The sequence below is a fragment of the Oceaniradius stylonematis genome (assembly GCF_965223445.1).
GTDB classification, from domain to species: Bacteria; Pseudomonadota; Alphaproteobacteria; order Rhizobiales; family Rhizobiaceae; genus Roseitalea; species Roseitalea stylonematis.
The window spans coordinates 829,979-854,668 of sequence record NZ_OZ244994.1 but is presented as its reverse complement, the minus strand read 5'-3'; the positions used below and the strand labels follow the sequence as shown (position 1 = coordinate 854,668).

The window sequence follows — 24,690 nt, the reverse complement described above, 5'->3', positions numbered from 1 at the left end:
CATGCCGACACATGCGCCGGCGGCCGGTGGGGCGCCCGCCGCGCGGCCGCTGCCGCACCTGCCGCGCGCCGCCGCAAACGGCCTGGCCTTCCGCCATATCGACGATGCCGATATGGGGTTTCTGTCCGCGCTCTATGCCGCCACCCGCGCCGAGGAGGTCGCGCCGCTCCCGTGGAGCGATGCGCAGAAGGCGGCATTCCTCGACCAGCAATTCCAAGCCCAGCACGCCCACTATATGGAGCACTATCCCGATGCGGACTGGCTGATCGCCGAGCGCGACGGTGCGCCGGCCGGCCGGCTCTATCTGGAGCGCTGGCCCTCGGAGATCCGGGTCATCGACATCGCCCTGATGCCCGAAATGCGCGGGCAGGGGCTCGGGCGCGCCATGATGGAGGACGTCATCGCGCTTGCGGGTGCCGACGGCCTCGGCGTCGGCATCCATGTCGAAAAGAACAATCCGGCGATGCGGCTTTACGAGCGCCTCGGCTTCACGCCGCGCGAGGACAAGGGCGTTTACTGGCTGATGCGCAGGGACGCCGACTGAGCGGCGACGAAGCTCGCCGTCAGGTGAACACCGCCTCATAGAGCATGCCCAAGGCGTCCTCGCCGACGGGCACCAGGAACAGGTCGATCGGTCCGTCATCCTCGAACACCAGATGGTGCGTCGCCTGGTCGACCACCGGTTCGCGCGGGCCGCGCAGCACCACCGAAAAGGCGCCGCCCTCGCGCTGCGATTGGCCCATCGGGTTGATCTCGGCGATCTCGAGCGGCATCGACTCGCCTTCGGCGACGAGTTTCACCGCGCTTTGCCGGCGCGCCTCGAAGTCCGCGATGGTGATGTCTTGCATGTCGGGCCAGGAAGTCATGGGTGCGGGCCTTTGCGTTCGCCGTGTCCGGGCCGCCAGCATAGGCGGTTTCGCGCCCATGCAAAACCGCTAACCGTCCGCCGAACCGCCTTGCCGCCCAAGTCGCAGCGCGACCCTTCCAACCGCCCCATATCTCGCCCATAGTCGGCTCGTTTGGCCGGAAGGAACGGGACATGGCATCTGGCACGCAGGGCGGGACCATCACCATCGTGCGCGGGCGGCTGTTGTGGTTTCACCACGAGCCGCTGGGTGCCGACGACGAAGCGTCCTTCATCCTGATCGAGGATGGCGGGCTGGTCTGCCGCAACGGCCGCATCGCCTGGGTGGGCGACTGGTCCGACCTGCCGGCCGACCATCGCGGCGCGGATTATGCCGACCATCGTCCGCACCTGATCGTGCCGGGCTTCATCGATCCGCACATCCACTTCCCGCAGGGTCAGGTGGTGGCTTCCTATGCCGGCTCGCTCCTGGAATGGCTGAACACATACACCTTCATCGAAGAGCAGAGATATGGCGATCCGCGCTTCGCCGCCACGATGGCCAAACGCTTTTGCGACATGCTGCTGGCGCACGGGACGACGACATGCGTTGCCTTCGGCTCGGTGCACAAGGGGTCGGCGACCGCGCTTCTGGCCGAAGCGGCGACCCGCAACATGCGGTTGGTCACCGGCAAGGTGATGATGGACCGCAACGCGCCCGAGGCGCTGACCGACACCGCCCAGTCCGGCTATGACGACACCAAGGCGCTGATCGCCGACTGGCACGGCGAAGCACGGCTCGAAGTCGCGATCAGTCCGCGTTTCGCGCTGACCTCGACGGATGCGCAAATGGAGGCGGCCGGGGCGCTGGCGCGTGAGCATCCCGAATGCCTGATCCAGACCCATCTGTCCGAAAACCATGGCGAGATCGAAGCGGTGGAGGCGCTGTTTCCCGACGCTGCCGACTATACCGATGTCTATGAGCGCTTCGGCCTTCTGACCGACAAAAGCCTGATGGGCCACTGCATTCACCTGAGCGCGCGCGAGATCGGGCGAATGGCCGAGACCGGTGCGGTGGCGGTGTTCTGCCCGACCTCCAATCTGTTCCTGGGCAGCGGCCTGTTCGATCTCGACCGCATCAAGGGCGGCGGCGTGCGGCATGCGATAGCCACGGACATTGGCGGCGGCACTTCATGGTCGCTGCTGAAGACACTCGACGAAGGCTACAAGGTGCTGAACCTCCAGGGCCATCGCTATCATCCGATGCGTGCCTTTTGGCAGGCGACGCTGGGCAATGCGGAAGCCATCGGCATGGCGGACAGGATCGGGACGCTCGACGCGGGCACCGAAGCCGATTTCATCGTGCTCGATGCACGGGCGACCGAAGCGATGGCGTTGCGCATGGAAACCGTCGAGGTGCTGGCAGAGGAACTGTTCGTCCTGCAGACGCTCGGCGACGACCGGGCGGTGACGGCGGCCTATGTGGCGGGGCGGATAACTCACGCCACGGCTTGATCAGGGCACCGTGCTCAGCCCCCACCCTTCATCCCTCCCCCGCAAGCGTGGGAGGGAGGCCCTCAGCATCTCAGGCCACCGTTCTAATCGAGCCAGGCTCCGGCATTGAATGGTCGGGAGTTATTGCCAAGGTCCTCCCTCCCACATTTATGGGGGAGGGATGAAGGGTGGGGGTTAATCGACCGCGTAGCCCACTTCCTCGCTGGCCTTTCGAAGTGCGTGCCAGAAGGCGCGGGCGTAGGAGCGGAAGACGATGATGTCGAAGGCATCCTCGCCGACGCGCTGGATCTGCGCGAAGATCTCGTGGTGCTTCGTCGCCAGGCCCTTTTCCAGCGGGAAAGCGTCCGACCTGAAATCGATCGGAAAGAGCTTCGACAGCACCCGGCGTGATTGCCTCCCGTCGATGCGCAACACCGTGCGGCCATGCGACAGGTCGACGACGGTGCCGTTCTCACCCACCGCCTTGGCCAGCGCTTCGGGCAGGGCGGGATTTTGGGCGACCACGCTCCAGCGCCCCGGCGCGTGCCGGAACGCCTGCGCGTCTTCGGCAATGGCGTCCTTCGTCTTGGTGACAGACGCACCGGATGCGCGCTTGATGGCGTTTGCCGCCTTGGTTTCGCTGCCTGGCCACGCGCAGACATCGCAGATGGCCAACGCAAAGCGCTCGGTGAGCGTGACCCGGGCGCCGCGATCGAGATTGCCGAACTCGCCCTGTTCATAGTGGCCGGCGAGCGGGCTTTCGGCGGCATCGATGATGACCGGGGTCGAGACGAAGGGTTCAGCCATGCATCCGCTCCCCCTTCGGGTCGACCATGTGGTGGCTGACGATCTCGATCGGGATGTGCGTGCCCGAGCGCACCGGATCGGTCGCGTAAAGATGCTGGCCGATCCTGTTGCCGCCATCCTCGACCAGCGCGAGACCCACATAGGCGTTGATCTCGGGCGAGAAGGCCATGGCTGTCAGATGGCCGAGGCCGGGGCCCGGCTCATCGCGGTCGCCGGCGACCACATGGGAGCCGCCGTGCAGCTTTTCGCCGGAGCGCGAGACGACGCCGACGAGCGTCCATCGGCTTTTGTCCGTCAGGCCCTCACGGTCCATCATGGCCGAGCCGACGAACGGCTTTTTCGATGACAGCATCCAGTCGAGATGCAGATCGCGCGCCGTGGTGCGGCCGTCGATCTCGGCGGCGGTGACGTGGCCCTTTTCGATGCGCAGCGTGCCCAGCGCCTCGATCCCGTAGGGCGCGATGGCGAAAGGTTCGCCGGCCGCCATCAGCGCTTCCCAGACATGGGTGCCGTGATGGGCGCCGCAATAGACCTCATAGGCCAGTTCGCCGGAGAATGAGAGGCGGCAGATCATCACCGGCACGCCGGAAATCGCGCCATGGACAATGCCCATGAAGGGCAGGGCATCGTTGCCGACATCGGTCCCGGTGACGCATGCGGCCAGCACGTCGCGCGATTTCGGCCCTGCGATCGCCGCGCCGGCCCACTGGTCGGTCACCGAGGTGACATGGACGCGCATGTCCGGCCAGTGGACATCGAGGCACAGTTCGAGATGGCTCATCACCTTGCCGGCATTGGCCGTGGTGGTGGTCATCAGGAAACGGTTCTCGGCGAGGCGCCACGTGGTGCCGTCGTCCATGGCGAACCCGTCCTCGCGCAGCATCAATCCGTAGCGCGCCTTGTTGACGGGGAGCTTTGCAAAGCCGTTGGTGTAGACGCGGTTGAGGAAGTCCGCCGCGTCAGGCCCCTGAATGTCGATCTTGCCGAGCGTCGACACATCGACGAGGCCTGCACCGGATCGCACGGTCTTCGCCTCGCGCACATAGGCCTGTTCGACGGTCTCGCCGGGCCGGTTGTAGCTTTCGGGCCGCTGCCAATGGCCGGCGGCATACATGCGCGCGCCATGGTCTCCATGCCAGTCGTGCATTGGTGTCAGCCGGTGCGGGAAGAGGTTGCCAAAGCGCTCGGCGGCGATCGAGCCCAGGGACGCAGCGGTATAGGGCGGGCGGAAGCGCGTGGTCCCCACGTCCGGGATCGGCTTGCCGAGCGCGTCGGCCATGATGGCCAGGCCCGGCACGTTGGAGGTCTTGCCCTGGTCGGTCGCCATGCCGAGCGTCGTGTAGCGCTTGAGATGCTCGACCGAGCGGAAGCCCTCGCGATGGGCGAGGCGCACATCGTCGGCGGTCACATCGTGCTGGAAGTCGACGAACGCCTTGCCCGGATGCCCTATCTCGAAGACCGGGGCTGGGGCAGGGGAGAGATCGTGATCGAAATCCAGATCGCCGGCGGCCGCGCCATGGACCGACCAGTGTGCGTCAGGCTTGGGCGGCAGGAAGGCTTGCAGGGCATCATCCCAAACCGGATTGGCGCCGGCCTGGCTCGCCAGATGGACGACCGGCGACCAGCCGCCCGAGACGAGCAGGCAATCGGTCTCGATCTCCTCGGCGCCGCCCGAAAAGCTTCGCGTCTCGTGATTGTAACGGGCGACAGAGATCGACTTGAGCCCCTTGGCACCGCTCGTGCCGACCACCGCGTGGCCGAGCTTCAGGGCGCCGCCGGCGCGGTCGGCCAACCGTTGCGCTGCGGCGCCGATCTCCGGCCGGACATCGACGATGGCGCGAACGTTGGCGCCCGCATGGCGCAGGGCCGCGGCGGTCGCATAGGCGCTGTCATTGTTGGCAAAGACCGCCAGATGCTGGCCGGGCAGCACGCCGAACGTCTCCGTATAGCGCCGGCCCGCGTCGGCCAGCATCACGCCGGGCCGGTCGTTACCGGGGAAGACGATGGGGCGTTCCAGCGCGCCTGTCGCCAGCGCGACGTGCTCCGCGCGGATCACCCAGTGACGCTGGCGCGGCGCGCCTTCGGGCGCCGTCTTCAGATGGTCGCTGACGCGCTCGGTCGCGGCCAACATGTTGCCGTCATACCAGCCCCAAACCGTCGTGCGCGTGAGCAGCGTGACATTGGGTCGTGATTCAAGCGATTCGACGATCTGTCTGATTTCAGACTCTTTTTTGCCATCGGCCGCGCCGCCCCATCGCGGCTCCAGTTCGCAGACGATGACGTGCCTGCCGGTCTCGGCCGCTTCATGCGCTTGTTTAAGTCCGGCGAGGCCACCGCCGATGACAAGCACGTCGCAGAAGGCGTTGATGCGCTCATAGCGGCTCTTGTCGGGCGCCGTGCCCGGCCGGCCAAGCCCTGCCGCGCGGCGGATGACATGCTCGCACATCATCCAGAAACGCGTTCCCTTCAGCGGGCCGATCACCGGACCCATGAAGGTCTTGTAGTAGAACCCGGCGGCGAGCGCCTTGCCGCCGAGCTGGTTGATCGCCATCAGATCGTTGTCGAGCGAGGGCCACCGGTTCTGGCTTTCGACCGCAAGCCCGTCGAAAATCTCGATCTCGGTGGCGCGCACGTTCGGCTCGCGCACGCCGTCCGTGGTGACCGTGAACAGCGCGTTCGGCTCATCGACGCCGAAGGCCATCAGCCCGCGCGGGCGATGATATTTGAACGAGCGGCCCATCACGCGCACGCCATTGGCCAGCAGCGCGGAGGCGAGCGTGTCGCCGGCAAGGCCGAAATATTGCCGGCCATCGACGGTGAAGCCGACCGTGTCGGTTCGGTCGATGGCCGTTCCGCCTTCTGCGCACCGATGGCTGGTCATGGCTTCGCCCCGGGTATCGTCACGTCGGATACCGCGTGCGTCACCGTGTTCCGGACAATGCGCAGATGCCGGCGGCAGCCGCCGGCATGCTGCCAGATTTCGGCATGATCGCCGGCGGGGTTGGTGCGGTCATAGACATAGGCGTTCCATGCCGCCGGGTCGGTCGCCGCCGGATCGGGCCGTGCAGCGAGATTGTCCGCATCGCCGCAATAGGCGAATTCGCTCAGATCGCGCGGACCGCAGAAGGGGCAGGGGATGATCATCTCAATGCTTCCACGGTGTCGCTCCCTGGCCCTTTTCGTCGATGACATAGCCGCGGTGGAAGCGGTCGAGCGTGAAGGGGGCATTGAATTCGTGCGGCTCGTCCCGGGCGATCGTGTGGGCGAAGCACCAGCCCGAGGCGGGCGTTGCCTTGAAACCGCCATAGCACCAGCCGGCGTTCAGATAGAGGCCGGGCAGGGGGCCCTTGGCGATGATGGGCGAGCCGTCCATCGACATGTCCATGATGCCGCCCCATGAGCGCAGCAGGCGGAGTTTCGCAAATGCCGGGAACAGCTCCAGCACCTCGCTCATCACGTCTTCGACGATCGGCAGGTTGCCGCGCTGTGCGTAGGAATTGTAGCCGTCAATGTCGCCGCCAAAGACGAGCGAGCCCTTGTCGGACTGCGAGATGTAGAGGTGCCCGCCGCCATAGGTGACCACCGTGTCGAGGCAGGGCTTGACGCTTTCGGTGACAAACGCCTGCAGCACATGGCTTTCGATCGGCAGCCGGTCGATGCCAGCCAACGCCATGACGCGCGATGTCGAGCCGGCGACGGCGGCAGCCACCTTGCGCGCGTGAATGCGGCCGCGGCTCGTCTCGACGCCGGTGACCTGATCGCCCTCGCGGACAAAGCCCGTCACTTCGCAGTTTTCGATGATGTCGACGCCACGGCGGTCGGCGCCGCGGGCATAGCCCCAGGCGACGGCATCGTGCCGGGCCGTTCCGGCGCGCGGCTGTTCGAGCCCGCCAAGGACCGGAAAGCGCGACGAGCCCGACAGGTTCAGCGCCGGCACCCGGCGCTTGAGTTCGGGCGGCCGCACGAAGCGCGCATCGACGCCCTGCAGGATCATCGCATTGCCGCGCCGGGCATGGTCGTCTTCCTGGGCCGGCGTGTGGAACAGGTTGATGATGCCGCGCTGGGAGAACATCACATTGTAGTTGAGTTCGTGCGAGAGGTTCTCCCACAGCTTCATCGAATGCTCGTAGAAAGGCGTGTTGCCGGGCAGCAGGTAGTTCGAGCGCACGATGGTGGTGTTGCGGCCGATATTGCCGGAGCCGACCCATCCCTTTTCGAGAACGGCGACGTTGCGGATGCCGAACTCGCTGGCCAGATAATAGGCCGTCGACAGCCCGTGCCCGCCGCCGCCGATGATGATCACGTCATAGGCCGGCTTTGGTTCGGGCTTGCGCCAGGCCGGCTTCCAGTCACGGTTTCCGGTCAGAGCGTTCTTCACGATGGAGAGGGCAGAATATTCCGCCATGGATGAAGGACCTTTCGGCACGCCGCCCGCAATCTGCATCAGCGCGGCGTTTCGTGCATGATACAAATTCGCCGTCCGATGACGTTCCCGCGACGGTCATTGACCGTCAAGCTATCTTTCGACTCCTTCCAGATGTGATATGCGTGTGCGCATGATCTGGTTGCGCACTTTTCTCCTCTGCCTTTCTCTTTCGATCCTGGTCATTCCGGTGCAGGCCCAGCCCGTCGGCAGCGGAGCCGAAACGCCGGTCGTCGCGCTCACCCGCGACGTCGAGCGGCTGATCAACGATATCGAGGAGAGCGCGAACGACGATGCGCGGCTGGCGGAGATCGCGACCGAACTGACCGCCTTGCAGGACGATCTGCTTGCGGCGGGTGTCGCGCTGACGCCGCGCCTTTCCACCGTGCGGGGCCGCCTCGACCAGCTCGGTCCTGCGCCGCCGGAAAGCGAGCCGGCCGAAGCCCCCGACAGGCTGGACGAGCGTGATGCGCTGACCGCCGAGCGGGCGCTGATCAACGATCTGATCGGGCAGTTGGAGGCCCAATCGATCCGGGCGCGCAACGGCGTCGACCGGATCGCCGAGCGCCGGCGGACCTTGTTCACCGACACGCTTTCGCGCCGATACGACATCACCAGCGCATTCAGTCCGCAGCTCATCGCCGATCTGGCCGAACGCAGTGCGGCGCTGGAAAGGCGGGTTGCGTCATGGGCCAGCTTCACCTGGCGCACCAAGCAGAACACCGTTCTGGCAAGCGTGTTCATGATCCTTGCTCTGGCGTTGGTGGCGATCCGGGCCTCGCGCAGGACCATCGTCATCTGGATCGAGCGGGCCGAGGGCGACGATCCGCCGACCTATTTCGCGCGGATGACCAACGCCTTCTGGTACACGCTGATGCCGACGCTGGCGTTCTGGGCGTTCCTGGCGATCTCGCTTCTGGGTCTCGACCAGGCCGGCCTGATGCGGCCGGATATCCTGTTCATACTGACGCGATTGCTGGTCGGCGTTGCGGCGGTCGTTCTGGTCTGGCGCCTGTCCGAAGCGGTCTTCGCGCCGTCGAAGCCCAACTGGCGGCTGATCGGCGTGACCGACAAGGCCGCCCGTTCGCTCAAGGCGTTCTTTGTCGCCATGGCGACGGTGACGGTCATCGATACCGTCATCGAACAGGTCAACACGATCGTCGGCGCATCGCTGCCGATCACCGTTGCGCGCAGCCTGATCACCAGCCTCGCCGTGGGCGCGCTGCTCGTCGTGATCGCCTTTCTTCGCCCGTTCCCGCCCCATGCCGGCGCGGTGTCGGACGATGTGGCCGCCGATGCCGCGGCCCGCCCATGGCCGGGCTGGGTTAAATGGCCGCTGGTGGCGTCGGGCCTGCTGCTGATCGGCGCGGCCCTGGCCGGCTATATCGGCTTTGCCCGCTTCGCCGCCCAGCAGATCGTCATCACGGGCGCCATCCTTGCGACGGTCTATCTGGGTCACCGGGCGGCGCAGGCGATCGCGCAGGACCATGCATTCGGGCAGTCGCGGCTGGGCACGGCACTCACCCGGAGACTGTCGCTTTCGGAAACCTCCGTCGACCAGTTGGCGCTGGTGCTCGGCATGGCGCTGTCGGCGATCGTCTTCCTCGTCGGGCTTCCGGTTCTGGCGCTGCAATGGGGTTTTCGCTGGCCTGAAATCCGCGCCTTCGGCGCGCGCTTCTTCACCGACATTCCGGTCGGTTCGATCTCCATTTCGCTCACCTCGATCGCCGCCGGCGTCGTGCTGTTCTTTGTCGGCTATCTGGTGACCAAGCGTTTCCAGCGCTGGCTCGACGGCAGCGTGCTCGAGCGCAGCCGGGTCGAGCCGGGCGTGCGCAACTCCATCCGAACCGCAATCGGCTATGCGGGGATCGCCGTCGCCGCGCTGATCGGCGTTTCGGCCGCCGGGCTGGACCTCAGCCAGCTGGCACTCGTCGCCGGCGCCCTGTCGCTGGGCATCGGTTTCGGCTTGCAGAACATCGTCTCCAACTTCGTCTCGGGCCTCATCCTTCTGGCCGAACGGCCCTTCAAGTCCGGCGACATCATCGAGGCGGGCGGCTATACCGGCACGGTCACCAACATTTCGGTGCGGGCGACCGAGATCCAGCTCTTCGACCGCAAGACGCTGATCCTGCCCAATTCGGAACTGATCAATTCGGCGGTGTCCAACTGGATGCACCGCAACACGTTCGGCCGCGTCACGGTTTCGGTCGGCGTCTCCTATGGCAGCGACCCGCAACAGGTGCACGATCTGCTGCTGGAGATCGCCGCCGACCATCCGCGCATTCTGGGCAATCCCGAACCGTTCGTCTCGTTCGACGATTTCGGGGCGTCCTCGCTGGATTTCACGCTGTACGGTTTCCTGTCCGACATCGGCTACGGGCTGACGGTTCGCACCGAACTGCGCATGGCGATCTTCGAGCGCTTCAAGGCGGCGGGCATCGAAATCCCGTTCCCGCAGCGCGATGTCAATCTGCGCATGGTGCAGCCCGAGGCGGACGTTCCGGTCGAGCTGCCGCAGGAGCCGTTCGGTGAGATCGAAGCGGGCGAAGCACGCCGGCCCGATGACAGTTGAACGATTGCCGTTTCGGTTCTAGGTTGGCGCCATGTCTGAAAAGCGACATGTTTTCCGGGCGATAACCGTTCTGGCGGTGTCCGTCCAAATCGCATCGCCGGCTCTGGCCGCTTCGCTGACCAATCAGGACAGCGAGCCACGCACGCTTGTCGTCACGGAAAACGGGGTGAAATCGGAACTGGTTATCGGCGCGGGGCAGACGGTGTCATTCTGCGCCGCGGGCTGTTTCATCACCTTGCCCAATGGCGATCGCGCCGCGCTGGCCGGCTCCGAATCCGTCGAATTGCTCGGCTCGGATGCCATCATCAGCCAATAGGCAGCATTTGACGATAATGCCTTCGCAGGCATTCAGCATGCGCTAACCATCACCGCCGATAAGCGGCGCTTCAACCCCCATTAACCCAAGCCGTTCACCGCATTTTTCGCGCCGATCCGGTAATTTGTCCGCCTAACCCAAGGGAAATTTCAAGGGGCCGGACATGGATGCGCGCGTTGACGACACAGCAATCGCTCTTGCGGTGGATCTCGACGGGACGCTGATTTCCGGCGATCTTCTGTGGGAATGCGTGTTCCGCCTCGTGCGCGCCAATCCGCTTTTCGCGCTGATGCTGCCGGTCTGGCTGCTCGGCGGCAAGGCGCGCTTCAAACATGAGGTGTTCTCCCGGGTCAGCGTCGATCCTGCCAGCCTTGGCTATCGGCCCGAAGTGTTGCGCTTTCTGGAAGCGGAAAAGGAACGCGGTCGCGTTCTGATACTGGCGACGGCCAGCGCCCAGGACCATGCCGGACGGATCGCCGCCTATCTCGGCCTGTTCGACCGGGTGATCGGATCGACGCCGGACACCAATCTCAAATCGGCCGCCAAGAGGGCGCGCCTCGTCGCCGACTATGGCGATGCGGGCTTTGACTATGTCGGCAACAGCCGAGACGATGTGGCCGTCTTCGAAGCCGCGCGCCGGTCCTATGTGGTGGCGCCCGACCGCGAGGCGCGCGCCTGGTCGGATGCCCATGGCGGCGCGATCCTTGTCGATCACGGCCAGACCAGCCTGACCGACGTGGTCAGGATGCTGCGCGTCCATCAATGGGCCAAGAACGTGCTGATCGCCGTGCCGGCCGTGCTGGCGCATACGGTTTTCGAGCCGGTGACGCTGGTGCATCTGATCGGCGCCTTCTTCGCGTTCAGCTTCCTGGCGTCGGCGGTCTACGTCTTCAACGACCTGTTCGACCTGTCGATGGACCGCCGCCATCCGACCAAGTGCAAGCGGCCCCTGGCCGCCGGGCGCATCGATCCGGCGACCGGCATCAAGATCGCCTTCGGTCTGATGGCGTTTTCGGTGCTGATCACGATGACGCTGCCGCCCTTGTTCGGCATCGTGCTGGCGCTCTATTTCGTCGCCACGACCGCCTATTCGCTGAAGGTCAAGCGCTGGCTGCTGCTCGATGTGCTGACGCTGGCCGGCCTTTATACGGTGCGCATCATTGCCGGCATGGCGGCGGTTGGCGCCGAGCCGTCCTATTGGCTTCTGGCCTTTTCGATCTTCTTCTTTTTGTCGCTGGCGCTGGTCAAACGCTATGTCGAACTCGATCTGGCCAAGATCTCGGAAAGACAGCGGCTGTCGGGCCGCGGCTATCGTCCCGAGGACAAGGAAGTCATCGCCCAGGCCGGCATGGCGTCGGGTTTTTCGGCGATCGTCGTTTTGGCACTCTATCTCGACAGCCCGGCGGTCTACCAGCTCTACGACCATCCCTGGATGATCTGGCCGATCTGCCCGCTGGTCCTCTATCTGATCATGCGCATCTGGATTCTGGCCAAGCGGCGCGAGTTCAACGACGACCCGGTCGTTTTCATCGCGACCGACTGGCGCAGCCAGTTGATGATCGTCTTCGGCGCCGCTCTGATGTTCGCCGCCGGCGCGGTCGATTTCCATGCGCTCGGTCTATGACGGGTTCGGCCGGGTCCGTCCGGCCAGGCGTGCGGCGGTTGCCGGCCCGCTGACCGCCGAGGCGCTGCGCGATGCGGCGCCCGGCTCACTTCTGCCGTACGGCAATGGCCGCTCCTATGGCGATACCTGCCACAACGATGCCGGCACACTCGCTGACATGCGCGGTTCGGCGCGGATCGTCGCGTTCAACCCGGACAGCGGCGTTCTGGAAGCCGAAGCCGGCGTGATGCTGCATCGGATCATCGATTATTGCGCGTCCTACGGCTTCTTCCTGCCCGTGACGCCGGGCACCCGCTTCGTCACGCTGGGCGGCGCGGTGGCCAACGATGTGCACGGCAAGAACCATCATGTCCGCGGCACGCTGGGCCGGCATGTCGAGCAGATCGAACTGGTCCGCTCGGACGGCACCCACACGCTGTCGCGCACCGCGAACCCGGCACTGTTCGCCGCGACGATCGGCGGCATGGGGCTGACCGGGATCATCACGCGCGTGCGCCTGAAAATGATGAAGGTCGGTTCGCTCAACCTCATCGAGCGGCTGCAGCCCTTTGCGACGCTCGACGCCTATTTCGACGAGGCCGATGTGGCCGATGCGGCCAACGAATATGCGGTCGCCTGGCTCGATCAGCTGAACGGCGAACGCGGCGTCCTGATGACGGCGAACCACGCCGATGATGGCGACTACCGCACCGCCGTTCACGCGCCGCGCCTGTCGGTACCGTTCGAACTGCCGCTCTCGGCGCTCAACCATTTCAGCCTCCGAGCCTTCAATGCGGCGTTCCATTTCGCCAAGGCGCGCAAGGCCGGACGCGACCGCGTCACCGGTTTTGCCGGTTTCTTCTATCCGCTCGATGCGGTCGGCAACTGGAACCGGCTTTACGGGCCGGCGGGCCTGTTCCAGCACCAGAGCGCCATACCGTTCGAGACGGCGCGCGCGGCGATCCCGGCCATGCTGGCCGCATCGCGCAGGGCGGGGCAGGCCTCGTTCCTGACCGTTCTCAAGCGGTTCGGCGACATCGCATCGCCCGGCGTGATGAGCTTTCCGGTGCCGGGCTACACGCTGACGCTCGATTTTCCCAACCGGGGACCGAAGACGCTGGCGCTTCTGGACGAACTCGACCGGATCACGGTGGAGGCGGGCGGACGCGTCAATCCCTACAAGGATGCCCGCATGGGCGCGGAGACGTTCGCCGCCTGCTTTCCGCATTGGCACCAACTTGAGGCACTGCGCGACCCCGCGCTTTGCTCGGATTTCTGGCGGCGGACGGCGCTGATGCTGTCCAAAAACGGGAATGGGTCAATTGCGACCGACGATCTTCAGCAAACTCTAACGAAGGTCTCCTAAGACAGAAACCGGATGAGGGCCGGGCGCAGACAATGAAATACATACCGTTCATATTGTTCACGGTCGCGACCAACGCAGCGGCGCAACTCATGCTCAAGCAGGGCATGATGACGCTGTCGCCGGCGGTCCTCGGACAGCCGAACCTGATCTTCAAGACGCTGCTGATCATCTTCCAGCCCTGGGTGTTCTTCGGACTGGCGACGTTCGTCATTTCGATGGCCTCGCACATGTTCGTCCTGTCCAAGGTCGATCTGAGCTTTGCCTATCCGTTCCTGTCGCTCGCCTATGTGGCGGTGGCGGTTCTGGCCTGGCAGCTCTTCGGCGAGGATCTGGGCGCCTACAAGATCGCCGGCATCGCTTTCATCTGCGTCGGCACGGTCCTCGTCGCGCAATCGGGTTCGCCGCTGTCGGACGCGCCGCGCACGACCCATTCCTCACCCGCAACCGCCATTACGGACGAAGCACAGTCATGAAACATGTGATCTTCGGCGGCGACGGTTTCGTCGGCCGCTTTCTCGCCAAGGATCTCGCCGAACGCGGCGAAAAGGTACTGGTCGCCGACATCAACAAATCGGACCTGCCGCATTACGCCACCGTCGATCATGTCCATTGCGACGTGACCAACTCGGCGTCCGTCTCCGGCGTGCCGGTCGATGGCGACGACATGGTCTACAACCTGTCGGCGATGATGCTGTCGCCGATCCAGAAGCGCATCGACCGCTATCCGTTCTTCTATCCGGTCAACACGTTCGGCGCCGCCAACATCATGGCGCACACCGCTGCATCGGGCGCGTCCCAACTCGTCCAGTACACGACCGACATGGTCTACGGCAAAACGGTCAAGACGCCGCAGGACGAGAGCCATCCGATATCGCCGCTCGGCCATTATGGCGGTTCGAAAGCCGAGACCGAAGCGATCGCCGACGATTGGCGCATGCGCGGCCTGAAGATCACCATCGTGCGGCCGCGCCTGATCATCGGGCCCGGGCGCCTCGGCATTCTGGGCAAGCTGTTCAAGCTGATCGACATGAACCTGCCGGTGCCGATGATCGGCGCGGGCAAGAACCCCTACCAGTTCATCTCGGTCTATGACTGCGCCGAGGTGGCGCGCCTTGCCTGGGAACATGGCGTGCCCAACAAGGCCTACAATCTGGGGTCGGACAATCCGCCTCCGGTCAGGAAGCTCTTGGGCGACCTGATCCGCTCGGCCGGTTCGAAATCCATCCTGCTGCCGACGCCCGGCTTCGCCGTCAAATGGACGCTTGCCGCGCTCGACCAACTGAACATGCCGCTCATGGACCCCGAGCAGTATCTGATCGCCGACGAATACTGCGTGCGCGACACGGAGGCGGCCAAGCGCGATTTTGGCTGGGCGCCGAAATATCGCGACGAGGACATGTTGCAGGCGGCCTATGCGGAATACCGCAAGGCCAGGGACAGCGGCCTTGCGGTCGGCAATTCGACCGTCGTGGCGGCAGAGTGAGGACACCGAAAATGCTTGATTTCCTGACCAAGAAAAAACCGGTCGTCGAGGCGCCCGCCATGCAGACGCCGATGCCGGAAGGCGCCGCACACGCACAATTGGACAAGCCGGACCTGATGTCGGTGGCCGACGCCAAGGCGATGGGCGTTCCGGCGATGACCGAACTGTTCAAGGCGCATCTGAACCCCGGCCAGCTTCACTTCATGAAGCTGCTGGGTTTTCACAAGATCAAGATCGAGAGCGCCGAGGGGATGTATTACACCGACCAGAACGGTCGGAAGATCCTCGACTTCTTCGGAGGTTTTGGCTCTCTCGCGCTCGGCCATAATCATCCGCGCATCCTCGAAACCCGCAAGGTGTTCCAGGAGGAAAAGCGCCACGAGATCGCCATGGCGTTCATGTCGCAATATGCGGCGGCGCTGGCGCACAACATCGCGGCCTGCTCGCCCGAAGACCTCGACATGGTGTTTCTGGGATCGTCCGGTTCCGAGGCGATGGAAGCGGCGCTGAAGGTTGCCGAGCGCGCCGCCGGCCCTGAGCGTCCGCTCGTCGTCTATGCGGAGAATTCGTTCCACGGCAAGACCAAGGGTGTCCTGTCGATCACCGACGGGCCGCTCTACCGGGGCGAGTTCAAACTGCTCGACAATGGTGTGAAAGTTCCGTTCGGCGACATCGAAGCGGTCGAAGCCGCGTTCAAGGCGCATCCGGAGATCGGTGTGATCTGCCTTGAGACGGTGCAGGGCGGCGGCGGCATCATCGGCGCCGACAGCGCCTTTTGGCACAAGCTGCGCGATCTTTGCGACGAACATGACGTCATCTGGGTGGCCGACGAAGTGCAATGCGGGCTTGGCCGCACCGGCCGGTTCTACGCGTTCGAGCATCACGGCGTCGTTCCCGATGTCACGGCGCTTGCCAAATCGCTGGGCGGCGGCAAGTGCGCGATGGCGGCGATGATCGCCCGGCGCGACATCTACATGAAGGCCTACGGCACGCCGAAGACGGCGATGATCCACGCCCAGGCCACCTTCGGCGGCATCGGCGAAGCGTCGGTCACCGCGCTCGAGACGATCAACGTCCTCTATGAGGAAGGCCTGATCGACAATGCGGCCGACACGGGCGCCTATCTGATCGCCGAACTCGAACGGCTTCAGGCCAAATATCCGCAGATCATCAAGGATGTGCGCGGCCAGGGCTTCATGGTGGGTCTCGAATTCCACGATTTCTCGCAGACGCTGCCTGCGGTGCTGAGGCCGGCCGTGGCGATGCTGGACGACAAGCTGAAGGGCTCGCTTTCGGGCTTTATCGGTGCGCTTTTGCTGCGCGATCACGACATTCTGGTCGCCTTCACCGAATACAACCGCAACGTCATCCGGCTGGAGCCGCCGCTCATCTGCGAGCGCAGCCACGTCGACCGGTTCATCGCCGGGTTCGACGCGCTGCTCGGACGCGGAATCGTCGCCATCGTGCGCGATTTCGTCAAAAGCCAGGTGAGCTGACACAGCCCTGTCGGCAAAGGACCCCGAACGCCTGCCCTTTGCGCCGCCAGCCCGGCGCAAGGGGCATCGTGTTTGATCAGATGACGCAACGGAACAAGCGTCGTGATCGAGGACATCAACATCCGCATTCTGGCGACCGGCGAATGGCTGGCCCGGCGGCTAGCGCCGTTTGCCGGCACGTTGGGTCTTGTGCTGCTGCTGGCGCTGGCCGCCACGATCGCCGCCGCCGGCTGGGTTTTTCCCATCTACAATTGGGACATGTTCGCCTATCTGGCCGCCGCGCACGAAGCGCCCGGCATTTCGGTCGAAGCGCTGCATCGGCATGCCTTTGAGACGATGCGACAGAACGCGCCGGCCGGTGACTTCATTGTCCTGACCCAGGACCGCGACTATCGCGTGCGCCAATATGCCGACCCGGAAGCCTTCTTCACCATGCTCGGCTTTTACCGGGTGAAGTTCCTCTATGTGGAGCTGCTGGGCTGGCTTTCGGATTTCGTCGATCCGTACATTGCCGTGCGGCTTCTGTCGGTCGTCCCGGCGGCACTGACGGTCGGGCTGGTGGCATGGTGGCTGGCGCGGGAGCGGGCGCTTCATCTGGCGCCGCTGGCGATTGCCCTGCTTCTGGTCTGCGCCTTCGGCGAGCGCGCCCGCTCGGGAACGCCCGATGCGCTGTCGACCATGCTGTTCGTTGCGGCCATGCTGGCCTTCATGGCCAGGCGCGAAGCGCTGGTGGCGATTCTCCTTTTCACCGCTTTTCTGGCGCGTCCCGACCATGCGGCCTATATCGGCGTTCTGTGGTTCGTTTCGGTCTTCACGCGAACCTTTTCCTGGGGCGCGTTCGTCGCGTTTGCCGCCGCCGCGATCGTCTATGTTCCGATGACCCAGGCCGGCGGCCATCCGGGCTGGTGGGTCCATTTCTGGTTCACCCATGTCGAGTTCGTGCCGACTCTGGAAGGGTTCGATCCGGACTTTTCTCTGACCGTCTATGCCTATGCGGTGGTGCGCGTCATCGTCCGCTCACTGGTCGAGGAAACCTGGCTGGCCGTTCTGCTGCTGGGTTGCTTTGCATGGTGGCAGATGACGCTGCGCGGCTTCGGCTTCTCGCGGCGCGAGACGACGGTTCTCGTCGCGACGCTTCTGGCGATGGGCGCCAAGATGGTGGTGTTCCCGCTGCACGAAACGCGGTTCCATCTGCCCTATCTGATCGTGTTCGGCCTGGTGCTGATCTGCGCGCTGCGCGATTTGCGTTTCCTGCCCGGCACCCGCGACATCAGCCGCCAAGCCGGGCCGCGATCTGCGGCCTGACATAGGCCGCATAGCAATCGGTCAGCCGGACCTTGACGTGGCCGGTCAGCGCCGGCGCATAGATACCGTAGAGCTGGCGGCCATTGTCCCGATAGGGGCATTGCGGTTCCAGCACGATGTCGGCGTCGGCGACCGCGTCGTAGACGTCCGCGTCCGGCTTGGGCACGGCGCGATAGGGATCGGCGCCGATGGCGATGTGGCGCGGGCCGGACTTGCCGAGAAGCCACGGGAACGGGTTGGCGAAGTCGAGCGTCATGATCGTCTCGTATCGCAGGCCGGCGGCTTCGAGACGCTTGAGTTCGCCGACCAGTTCGTCGGCGTCCTTCATCAGGCCGATCTGGAAATCGTGTTCGGAGTACAGCACGAAAGCGGGCAGTTCGCGGCGCATGGCGATCGCGCGAGTCGCCTCCGGGTATTCGATGTAGTGGGCGCGCATGCGCTCGTAGCGCTCCAGCTTGCGCGGCCGGACCGTTACCTGCCCCATCGCGCCGAGGTTTTCATGTTCCAGCGGCACCTGCCGGATCATCGCCAGATTGGCCCTGGTCGCGTGCTGGATGGTCTGGACCGCCGGCGGCAGGACCGTACAGGCGGCCACAAGCGCGGCGGCCGCCTTGGCGCCGTTGCTGCCGTCCGCCGCGAACATGCGCGCAAGCGCGAGGATGGCGACCGGCCACAGAGCGATGTGCTCCTGGCTGCCGGTGTTCTGGCTTTCAAAGAAGATGCCGCCGGCAAGGGCGGCGCCGAGCCAGATGGACGGATGGTCGCAGACCGCGCGCCAGAGCGGCTGACCTGCAGCAGTACGGGCGGGAAGCACGATGATCAGAAGCGCGCCCAGAAGCCCGGCGAAGATGACCGTGCCGCCGGTGCGCGATGCGCCCTGGATCAGCCGCGAGGCAAGGCTGGAATCATTGATGTCCAAAAGCGCGACGATGTCGGCCAGATAGGCCGAGATCATGCCCGTCGCCAGTTCGAGACCGCCCAGCGCGGCGGCGAAGATGACGGCGCTGGCGATAGCGCCGAAAAGCCGGATTCGGCCGGCCGCCAGGGCGGCCAGACACAGCAGCCCCGCCGCCACGAAACCGGTGATCTTGACCAGGAACAGCACCAGCATCAGCGCCGCGACCAGGGCGACAAGAAGCGAGCGGTTGCGCACAAACATCAGCGCCGCCGCCAGAACGTAGAGAAGCTGGCTGGCATGGCGGTTGTAGATGCCGAAACCGTCCGAGCCGGGATAATTGTAATATTCGGTGGTGTTGAACGGCAGCAGCGTGAACAGCGCGAAGGGCACCGCCAGCGCCAGCGCGATGAGCGGGTTGCGGCGCGCCACGTCCCAAAGGACGAGCGCCATCAGCGGAATGGTGACGATCGCGATCGACCAGTTGGCCGCGTACATGGGTTGCGCGTCGGGAAACAGCGCCATCGTCCAGGTGCTCAGATAATATTCGAGCGGGCCGACGGGCGTGAAGAAATCGACATTGGGCACCTGGCCCTGGCCAAGGCGATTGGCGGCATCGAGATAGAGGAAACTGTCCCAGTACATCGAGCCGAGCGGCGCGCGCAGCGGCAGCAGCAGACCGGCGGCGATCAGCGCGACGAGAGCGCCCATGACCAGCCAGACAAGACCGGCCAGCCCGAGACGGGGCATTGCAGCGGATTGATCGAGCGTGGTGACACTCATGGGCAGGCACTCTTGCAAGACGGCACTTGACGCACGCGCGCGTCGTCGGCCCATCATAGCGTGCCGGCCTGCCCGGCAGGTTAATGCCGGCCGTTCAATTGTCGTTAAGGTTACGGCCGTTCCGTTGCGTCACGAGCGCGGTTTGAGGTTCTCGGGGTCGTAGAGCGGCGCATAGCCGATGCCGGCAACCTCGACGGGAAACCGCTCGCCGAAATATTCGATCATCAGCCCGTTGCCCTTCTTGGCGCGGTCGTGCGGCAGGTAGGCCAGCGCGATGTTCTTGCCGATCGAGGGGCCATAGGCGATCGAGGTCGTGAAGGATCGCCGCCCCAGCTCGTCGATGAGTACTTCGCCGGTGGCCTCATCCATCACCGGGCAGATGCCGACCGGATAGCGGGCGACGCCGTGCGAATCCACATTGTCGGTCATGACCAGCGTGCACAGCGTCGCCGGCTGGTGGTTGCGGGCGCGCTGCTCGAGATAGGCGGCCTTGCCGCGGAAATCGGCCTGCTTGACCTTCGGGCGGGCAAGATCGGCTTCGAGCAGATTGTATTCGGTCAGAAGGTCGGCGTTCTGAAGGCGCAGGCTCTTTTCCATGCGCCGCGAGTTTGCATAGGTCTCGACGCCGAACGCCATGACGCCCAGGTCGCGGATCGCGTCCCAGACGGCCAGCCCGTCCTCGTAGCGCATGTGCAGCTCCCAGCCCTGCTCGCCGACATAAGAGATGCGGAAGGCCGTCACCGCCTTGCCGGCGATCTCGATCTGCCTGAGCGTGGCGAACGGGAAGTTCTCGTGCTCCAGCGTGTCCGGGTCGGCGACCAGCTTCTGCAGCGTGGCGCGCGCGTTCGGCCCCCAAAGGCCGATGGTGGTGAAGTCCTCGGTCACATCGGTGATGGCGACATCGAACCCCATGTCGGCGGCGACACGTTTCATGAAGTTGAAATCGCGCGGGCCGGCATCGGCGCCGTCGATGACACGGCAGCGGTCTTGCATGCGGATGACGGTCAGGTCCGCGCGCACGCCGCCATCGTCTTCGAGGAAATGGGTGTAGATGCCCTTGCCGACCATGTTCTCGCCGCCGATCTTGGCGACGCACAGCCATTCCATCAGGTCCACATGGCCGGGTCCTTCGACATCGTAGATGGCGAAATGCGACAGGTTCACCATGCCGACATTGTCGCTCATCTCGAGATGCTCGGCGTTGGAGACGCGCCAGAAGTGGCGGTTGTCCCATTCGTCTTGGCGGACCGGAACCCTGTCGCCCCATTTGTCGAGCAGATGCTCGTTGGCCGCATAGCCATGGGCGCGCTCCCAGCCGCCCAGTTCCATGAAATGGCCGCCCAGTTCCACTTCGCGCTCGTAAAAAGGCGAGCGCCGGATGTTGCGGCCCTTGGAGAAGGGTTCGCGCGGGTGGACGGCCGGATTGTAGACCTTCATCGCGGTTTCGGTGCAGCGGTCGCGGATGAAGCCTTCTTCGGTCTGGTGCGGATAGAAGCGGGCATAATCTGCGGCGTGGATGTCGATCGGTGTGCGGCCGTCGGTCATCCAGTCGGCGATCAGCTTGCCGACACCGGGGCCGTCCTTGACCCAAACGGCGACGGCGTACCATAGGCCGCGCACCTTCTGGCTTTCGCCCAGCGACGCGCCGCCATCGGTCGTCACCTGCAAAAGCCCGTTGAAGGAGCGCTTTTCCTCATAGCCGAGCTCGGCGAGGATCGGGGTCAGCTCCATCGCCTTTTCGAGCGGCTCGATGACCTGCTCCATCTCCAGATCGCGCTGGGAGGGGGACAGGCGCGCCTGTTCCTTCTCAAGGATGTCGCGCGGATGGACCAGGCGCGGCTCGGTTTCCTCGTAATATCCCCATTCGATCATCCCGCCCTCGGTCGACTTGGGATCGCCCGTGTCGCGCATATAGGCCGAATTGCCCTGGTCGCGCAGCAGCGGCCAGCCGATCTCCTTGCCGGTGCCGGCGAACTCGTCGTAAGGCCCGAACCACAGGAGCGGGTGGTCGATGGGCATCACCGGCAGGTCCTCGCCCGCCATTTCGGCGATCAGCCGGCCCCAGAGACCGGCGCAGACGATCACATGGTTTGCCCTGATCGTGCCGCGGCGCGTGACGACGCCGGCAATGCGGCCGTCCTCGATCACCAGATCGGTGGCCGGCAGGTTGGCGAACGTCGTCAGCTTGCCGCTCTTTTCGGCGTTCTCGACGAGTTCGCCGGTAACGACCTGGCTGCGGGGCGTGACGAGACCCGCATCGGGGTCCCAAAGCGCGCCCTGGATCATCTCCTCTTCGAGAAGCGGGAATTTCGCCTTGGCCTCGGCGGCCGAGATCATCGTCGCGCGGGTGCCGAACGCCTTGCCCGAGGCGACCTTGCGCTTGAGCTCGGCCATGCGTTCGTCGTCGCCGACCCGCGCCACTTCGAGCCCGCCGACGCGCGCGTAGCGGCCCATCTTCTCGTAGAAATCGATCGAATAGGCCGTCGTCCAGCAGGAGAGCTGGTCGTGGCTGGTCGCATAGCAGAAGTCCGAGGCGTGCGACGTCGAGCCGATATCGGTGGGCACGGCCGATTTGTCGATGCCGACGATGCCGTCCCAGCCGCGTTCGATCAGATGGTGGGCGACCGAGGCGCCGACAATGCCGCCAATACCGATGATGACGATTTTGGCCTGTTCGGGAAAGGCTGCCATGGCTCGGTCTCCGCGCATCGTTTGCATCCGGGCTCATGGCCGGACCGCTTCATTCCAGCCTTATCGGAAATGCCGCGTCAACGCCCTGTCCTGCCTGCGACGGAGAGATGTCGGGCGCGCGGCCAAAAAGCCGTCAAGCCCCGTGGCGGCGAAAGCGCCTCGCCATATCGTTACCGCGATTGGCTTCTTCAATGATGGCGATGACGTATCATGGGTCCATGAAAGCGTTCCTGTCGCGATTCGTCGCTCTGGCGATGCTGCTGGTTCCGGCGGCCGGTCAGGTTTGGGCGCAGGATCGTCAGGTCGATGTCGAGCTGGTGCTCGCCGTCGATGTCTCCGGTTCGATGCGCGATCACGAACTGGCGCTTCAGCGGCGCGGCTATGCCGAAGCGTTCCGGACCAAGGCGGTCCACGATGCGATCGCCGGCGGGCTGATCGGGGAAGTGGCGGTTACCTATGTGGAATGGGCGCGCGTCGACCTTCAACGCGTCATCGTGCCCTGGACGGTGATCAGCGATGCGCAGGGCGCCAACGCGTTCGCCGACCGTCTCGAACAGGCGCCGATCGCCAACATGCGCAACACGTCGATTACCGGCGCGATCCTCTACGGCATCGCCGCCATCGAGGAGAATGCGTTCGAAGGCCTGCGCCGTGTCATCGACATTTCCGGCGACGGCCCGAACAATCAGGGCGGACGGGTCGATCGGGCGCGCGACGAGGCCGTCGATCGCGGCATCGTCATCAACGGCCTGCCGATCATGGCCGAGCCCTGGATGGGCGGGCTGGGTTTCAACATTTCGGGTCTCGACGTCTACTACCGCGACTGCGTGATCGGCGGGCCGGGCGCGTTCCTGCTGCCGGTCCGGGACTGGGACGAATTTGCCGAGGCGGTGCGCCGCAAGATCGTGCTCGAACTGGCGGGCAAGACGCCGCCCGACGACAAGGCCGTCGTCCGGGCAATGCCGGTCCATCTGGTCAATGACGGCCCGGTCGACTGCACGATCGGCGAACGGCTGCGCGGGATCAGGGAACTGCGGTAGGGCCTCTGAGCCTGCCAAGTGCATTTGCACCGCCGACGATTCCCGTTAAGCGTGCCGGTATGGGAGACGGGCGCGAAATCTTCGGCATTGTCGTCTTGTCGGTTCAGGTCAGCCTGACCGCGTCGCTGATCGGCATGGCGATCGGCGCGCCGCTGGGCGGCTGGATATGCACGCTGCGCGGGCGGGCACGGCGCATCTGGCTGGCCATCTTCTCGGCGCTTCTGGCGGTCCCGACGGTGGTGGTCGGCCTGATCGTCTACATCCTGCTGTCGCGATCGGGCCCGCTGGGCTGGCTCGACATCCTGTTCACCCCGACGGCCATCGTCATCGCCCAGGTCATCATCACGCTGCCGGTGATCACGGTGTTCTCGCACCGGGCATGCGCCGGCCAATGGGCCGAGCATGGCGACCAGATCCGCCTCGACATCAGGGCGCGCTGGCGTCAGGTGAGCGAACTGATGCGCATGGCGCGGGCCGGGCTGGTCACCGCCTTTCTGGTGGCGTTCGGCCGGGCGATCTCGGAAGTGGGCGCGGTGATGATCGTCGGCGGCAACATTCGCGGATCGACCCGCGTGATGACGACGGCGATCACGCTCGAAACCCGGCAGGGCAATTTCAACGTCGCCGTGGCGCTGGGCGTGATTTTGGTTGCGATTTCGTTTCTTGTCACGGTCCTGACATGGTGGGTGACACGCGAGCGCGGGCAGCGGACCAATACCGCATGAACCCGGGCGAAGCGGTCAGCCCGCCTCTTCGTCGCCGGCGATGAAGAAGAGCTGCTGGCCATCGACGGTGTAGGCCCGGATCGCATCGCGGCCGGTCTCGCTGGTCAGCCATTCGTGCCATCGGGTGGCCCATCTGGTTTCGTCGGCGGGAACCGCTTCGTTGGTAACGACGATCGAGGCATAGGGATTGAACAGGGGCGGGTCTTCCTCGAAGACGATCACATGACCGTCCTTGCGGCCGAACTTCACCCAGGTCGCCCGGTCGGTCATGGTGTAGCCGCCCATCTGCGTGGTCGTCAGGATGGTCTGGCCCATGCCGGCACCCGCCTCGCGATACCAGGCGCCGAACGTGGCCGGATCGAGCGCCGCCTCGGCCCAAAGGCGCAGTTCCTTGCGGTGGGTGCCGCTGTCGTCGCCGCGGGAGACGAACACCGCGCCGCTGTCGGCAATCCTCGTCATAGCCTGCGCCGTGTCCGACGCTCCGGCCAGATCGGCGGGGTCGTCCCGAGGGCCGATGATGACGAAATCATTGTACATGACGTCGCGGCGGTCGGAGCCGTGACCGGCGGCGACGAACGCATCCTCGCCGATCCGGTCGTGAACCAGGATAGCGGCGGCATCGCCGCGCCGGCCCATTTCCAGGGCCTGCCCGGTGCCGACCGCGACGACATCGATGGCAATGCCCGTTTCGGCTGCAAATTGCGGGATGATCGCATCCAGAAGGCCGGAATTCTCGGTCGAAGTGGTGGTGGCCAGAAGGAAACGCTTCTCCGCCGCGTTGGCGGGGGCGATGGCGATCAGCGCCAGAAGAAGGACGGCGGCGAAACGCAGATATGCGGACATCATC

At 65.0% G+C, this 24,690-nt stretch carries 20 protein-coding genes; 12 read left to right on the top strand and 8 right to left on the bottom strand.

The window, feature by feature from the left end; all coding sequences use genetic code 11:
- Position 1: 1 nt before the first annotated feature.
- A complete protein-coding gene (locus ACOQOU_RS04285; protein WP_306025745.1) occupies positions 2-544 on the top strand; it encodes a GNAT family N-acetyltransferase in 543 nt (180 codons plus the stop codon).
- Positions 545-563: 19 nt separating this feature from the next.
- Here ACOQOU_RS04285 and ACOQOU_RS04280 read toward each other — a convergent pair whose 3' ends face one another.
- Positions 564-866 (bottom strand): DUF6916 family protein, encoded by a 303-nt coding sequence (locus tag ACOQOU_RS04280; protein ID WP_306025746.1) that lies wholly within the window; start codon positions 864-866, stop codon positions 564-566.
- A 173-nt stretch (positions 867-1,039) separates the two neighbouring features.
- Here ACOQOU_RS04280 and guaD point away from each other — a divergent pair, with 173 nt between their 5' ends.
- Positions 1,040-2,359, top strand: coding sequence for a guanine deaminase (guaD, locus tag ACOQOU_RS04275; protein ID WP_306025747.1), 1,320 nt, complete (start codon positions 1,040-1,042; stop codon positions 2,357-2,359).
- A gap of 174 nt (positions 2,360-2,533) precedes the next feature.
- Here the strand turns inward: guaD and ACOQOU_RS04270 are convergent, their stop codons facing one another.
- The 4 genes from ACOQOU_RS04270 to ACOQOU_RS04255 are packed head-to-tail and all read right to left on the bottom strand — an operon-like array spanning position 2,534 to position 7,550.
- Positions 2,534-3,145: a sarcosine oxidase subunit gamma family protein gene (locus ACOQOU_RS04270; protein ID WP_306025748.1), complete on the bottom strand. Its 612-nt coding sequence runs from the start codon at positions 3,143-3,145 to the stop codon at positions 2,534-2,536.
- On the bottom strand, positions 3,138-6,026 hold the full coding sequence (locus ACOQOU_RS04265; RefSeq protein WP_306025749.1) for a 2Fe-2S iron-sulfur cluster-binding protein: 2,889 nt from the start codon (positions 6,024-6,026) through the stop codon (positions 3,138-3,140). The genes ACOQOU_RS04270 and ACOQOU_RS04265 overlap by 8 nt, the downstream gene beginning before the upstream one ends.
- Positions 6,023-6,289: a sarcosine oxidase subunit delta gene (locus tag ACOQOU_RS04260; RefSeq protein WP_306025750.1), complete on the bottom strand. Its 267-nt coding sequence runs from the start codon at positions 6,287-6,289 to the stop codon at positions 6,023-6,025. The genes ACOQOU_RS04265 and ACOQOU_RS04260 overlap by 4 nt, the downstream gene beginning before the upstream one ends.
- A gap of 1 nt (position 6,290) precedes the next feature.
- The gene (locus tag ACOQOU_RS04255) at positions 6,291-7,550 is read right to left on the bottom strand and encodes a sarcosine oxidase subunit beta family protein (protein WP_306025751.1); all 1,260 of its coding nucleotides are present in this window, start codon (positions 7,548-7,550) and stop codon (positions 6,291-6,293) included.
- A 151-nt stretch (positions 7,551-7,701) separates the two neighbouring features.
- Here ACOQOU_RS04255 and ACOQOU_RS04250 point away from each other — a divergent pair, with 151 nt between their 5' ends.
- From ACOQOU_RS04250 to ACOQOU_RS04215, 8 genes are all read left to right on the top strand, one after another.
- A complete protein-coding gene (locus ACOQOU_RS04250) occupies positions 7,702-10,140 on the top strand; it encodes a mechanosensitive ion channel domain-containing protein (protein WP_158585275.1) in 2,439 nt (812 codons plus the stop codon).
- A 31-nt stretch (positions 10,141-10,171) separates the two neighbouring features.
- Positions 10,172-10,456, top strand: coding sequence for a hypothetical protein (locus ACOQOU_RS04245; RefSeq protein WP_245412921.1), 285 nt, complete (start codon positions 10,172-10,174; stop codon positions 10,454-10,456).
- 163 nt (positions 10,457-10,619) lie between these two features.
- Complete coding sequence (locus ACOQOU_RS04240; protein WP_306025752.1) at positions 10,620-12,080, top strand: UbiA family prenyltransferase; 1,461 nt, start codon at positions 10,620-10,622, stop codon at positions 12,078-12,080.
- Positions 12,064-13,425 (top strand): FAD-binding oxidoreductase, encoded by a 1,362-nt coding sequence (locus tag ACOQOU_RS04235; protein ID WP_306025753.1) that lies wholly within the window; start codon positions 12,064-12,066, stop codon positions 13,423-13,425. Before ACOQOU_RS04240 ends, ACOQOU_RS04235 begins: the two co-directional genes overlap by 17 nt.
- A gap of 32 nt (positions 13,426-13,457) precedes the next feature.
- Complete coding sequence (locus ACOQOU_RS04230) at positions 13,458-13,898, top strand: transporter (protein WP_306025754.1); 441 nt, start codon at positions 13,458-13,460, stop codon at positions 13,896-13,898.
- Entirely contained in the window at positions 13,895-14,908 is a 1,014-nt protein-coding gene (locus ACOQOU_RS04225; protein ID WP_109766346.1) for an NAD-dependent epimerase/dehydratase family protein, read from the top strand. Before ACOQOU_RS04230 ends, ACOQOU_RS04225 begins: the two co-directional genes overlap by 4 nt.
- Before the next feature lie 59 nt (positions 14,909-14,967).
- Complete coding sequence (locus ACOQOU_RS04220; protein WP_306025813.1) at positions 14,968-16,404, top strand: aspartate aminotransferase family protein; 1,437 nt, start codon at positions 14,968-14,970, stop codon at positions 16,402-16,404.
- Positions 16,405-16,506: 102 nt separating this feature from the next.
- Positions 16,507-17,709, top strand: coding sequence for a hypothetical protein (locus ACOQOU_RS04215; RefSeq protein ID WP_306025755.1), 1,203 nt, complete (start codon positions 16,507-16,509; stop codon positions 17,707-17,709).
- Here ACOQOU_RS04215 and ACOQOU_RS04210 read toward each other — a convergent pair.
- Both ACOQOU_RS04210 and ACOQOU_RS04205 read right to left on the bottom strand, forming a co-directional pair.
- Positions 17,675-19,387: a hypothetical protein gene (locus ACOQOU_RS04210; protein WP_306025756.1), complete on the bottom strand. Its 1,713-nt coding sequence runs from the start codon at positions 19,385-19,387 to the stop codon at positions 17,675-17,677. The genes ACOQOU_RS04215 and ACOQOU_RS04210 overlap by 35 nt on opposite strands.
- A 129-nt stretch (positions 19,388-19,516) precedes the next feature.
- Positions 19,517-22,078, bottom strand: coding sequence for a GcvT family protein (locus ACOQOU_RS04205; RefSeq protein WP_306025757.1), 2,562 nt, complete (start codon positions 22,076-22,078; stop codon positions 19,517-19,519).
- A gap of 200 nt (positions 22,079-22,278) precedes the next feature.
- Here ACOQOU_RS04205 and ACOQOU_RS04200 point away from each other — a divergent pair, with 200 nt between their 5' ends.
- Together ACOQOU_RS04200 and ACOQOU_RS04195 are read left to right on the top strand one after the other, a co-directional pair.
- Positions 22,279-23,118: a DUF1194 domain-containing protein gene (locus ACOQOU_RS04200; RefSeq protein WP_420578839.1), complete on the top strand. Its 840-nt coding sequence runs from the start codon at positions 22,279-22,281 to the stop codon at positions 23,116-23,118.
- A gap of 59 nt (positions 23,119-23,177) precedes the next feature.
- A complete protein-coding gene (locus tag ACOQOU_RS04195) occupies positions 23,178-23,843 on the top strand; it encodes an ABC transporter permease (protein WP_306025759.1) in 666 nt (221 codons plus the stop codon).
- A 15-nt stretch (positions 23,844-23,858) separates the two neighbouring features.
- Here ACOQOU_RS04195 and ACOQOU_RS04190 read toward each other — a convergent pair whose 3' ends face one another.
- Positions 23,859-24,686, bottom strand: coding sequence for a substrate-binding domain-containing protein (locus ACOQOU_RS04190; RefSeq protein ID WP_306025760.1), 828 nt, complete (start codon positions 24,684-24,686; stop codon positions 23,859-23,861).
- Between the last annotated feature and the right edge of the window lie 4 nt (positions 24,687-24,690).

Bases quoted from the DNA above. Each gene is read 5' to 3' on its own strand.
- ACOQOU_RS04265 (WP_306025749.1), bottom strand. From the start codon at position 6,026: ATGACCAGCCATCGGTGCGCAGAAGGCGGAACGGCCATCGACCGAACC.
- ACOQOU_RS04235 (WP_306025753.1), top strand. From the start codon at position 12,064: ATGCGCTCGGTCTATGACGGGTTCGGCCGGGTCCGTCCGGCCAGGCGT.
- ACOQOU_RS04255 (WP_306025751.1), bottom strand. From the start codon at position 7,550: ATGGCGGAATATTCTGCCCTCTCCATCGTGAAGAACGCTCTGACCGGA.
- ACOQOU_RS04205 (WP_306025757.1), bottom strand. From the start codon at position 22,078: ATGGCAGCCTTTCCCGAACAGGCCAAAATCGTCATCATCGGTATTGGC.
- guaD (WP_306025747.1), top strand. From the start codon at position 1,040: ATGGCATCTGGCACGCAGGGCGGGACCATCACCATCGTGCGCGGGCGG.
- ACOQOU_RS04245 (WP_245412921.1), top strand. From the start codon at position 10,172: ATGTCTGAAAAGCGACATGTTTTCCGGGCGATAACCGTTCTGGCGGTG.
- ACOQOU_RS04230 (WP_306025754.1), top strand. From the start codon at position 13,458: ATGAAATACATACCGTTCATATTGTTCACGGTCGCGACCAACGCAGCG.
- ACOQOU_RS04270 (WP_306025748.1), bottom strand. From the start codon at position 3,145: ATGGCTGAACCCTTCGTCTCGACCCCGGTCATCATCGATGCCGCCGAA.
- ACOQOU_RS04210 (WP_306025756.1), bottom strand. From the start codon at position 19,387: ATGAGTGTCACCACGCTCGATCAATCCGCTGCAATGCCCCGTCTCGGG.
- ACOQOU_RS04240 (WP_306025752.1), top strand. From the start codon at position 10,620: ATGGATGCGCGCGTTGACGACACAGCAATCGCTCTTGCGGTGGATCTC.
- ACOQOU_RS04195 (WP_306025759.1), top strand. From the start codon at position 23,178: ATGGGAGACGGGCGCGAAATCTTCGGCATTGTCGTCTTGTCGGTTCAG.
- ACOQOU_RS04250 (WP_158585275.1), top strand. From the start codon at position 7,702: ATGATCTGGTTGCGCACTTTTCTCCTCTGCCTTTCTCTTTCGATCCTG.
- ACOQOU_RS04220 (WP_306025813.1), top strand. From the start codon at position 14,968: ATGCAGACGCCGATGCCGGAAGGCGCCGCACACGCACAATTGGACAAG.
- ACOQOU_RS04225 (WP_109766346.1), top strand. From the start codon at position 13,895: ATGAAACATGTGATCTTCGGCGGCGACGGTTTCGTCGGCCGCTTTCTC.
- ACOQOU_RS04285 (WP_306025745.1), top strand. From the start codon at position 2: ATGCCGACACATGCGCCGGCGGCCGGTGGGGCGCCCGCCGCGCGGCCG.
- ACOQOU_RS04200 (WP_420578839.1), top strand. From the start codon at position 22,279: ATGACGTATCATGGGTCCATGAAAGCGTTCCTGTCGCGATTCGTCGCT.
- ACOQOU_RS04190 (WP_306025760.1), bottom strand. From the start codon at position 24,686: ATGTCCGCATATCTGCGTTTCGCCGCCGTCCTTCTTCTGGCGCTGATC.
- ACOQOU_RS04280 (WP_306025746.1), bottom strand. From the start codon at position 866: ATGACTTCCTGGCCCGACATGCAAGACATCACCATCGCGGACTTCGAG.
- ACOQOU_RS04260 (WP_306025750.1), bottom strand. From the start codon at position 6,289: ATGATCATCCCCTGCCCCTTCTGCGGTCCGCGCGATCTGAGCGAATTC.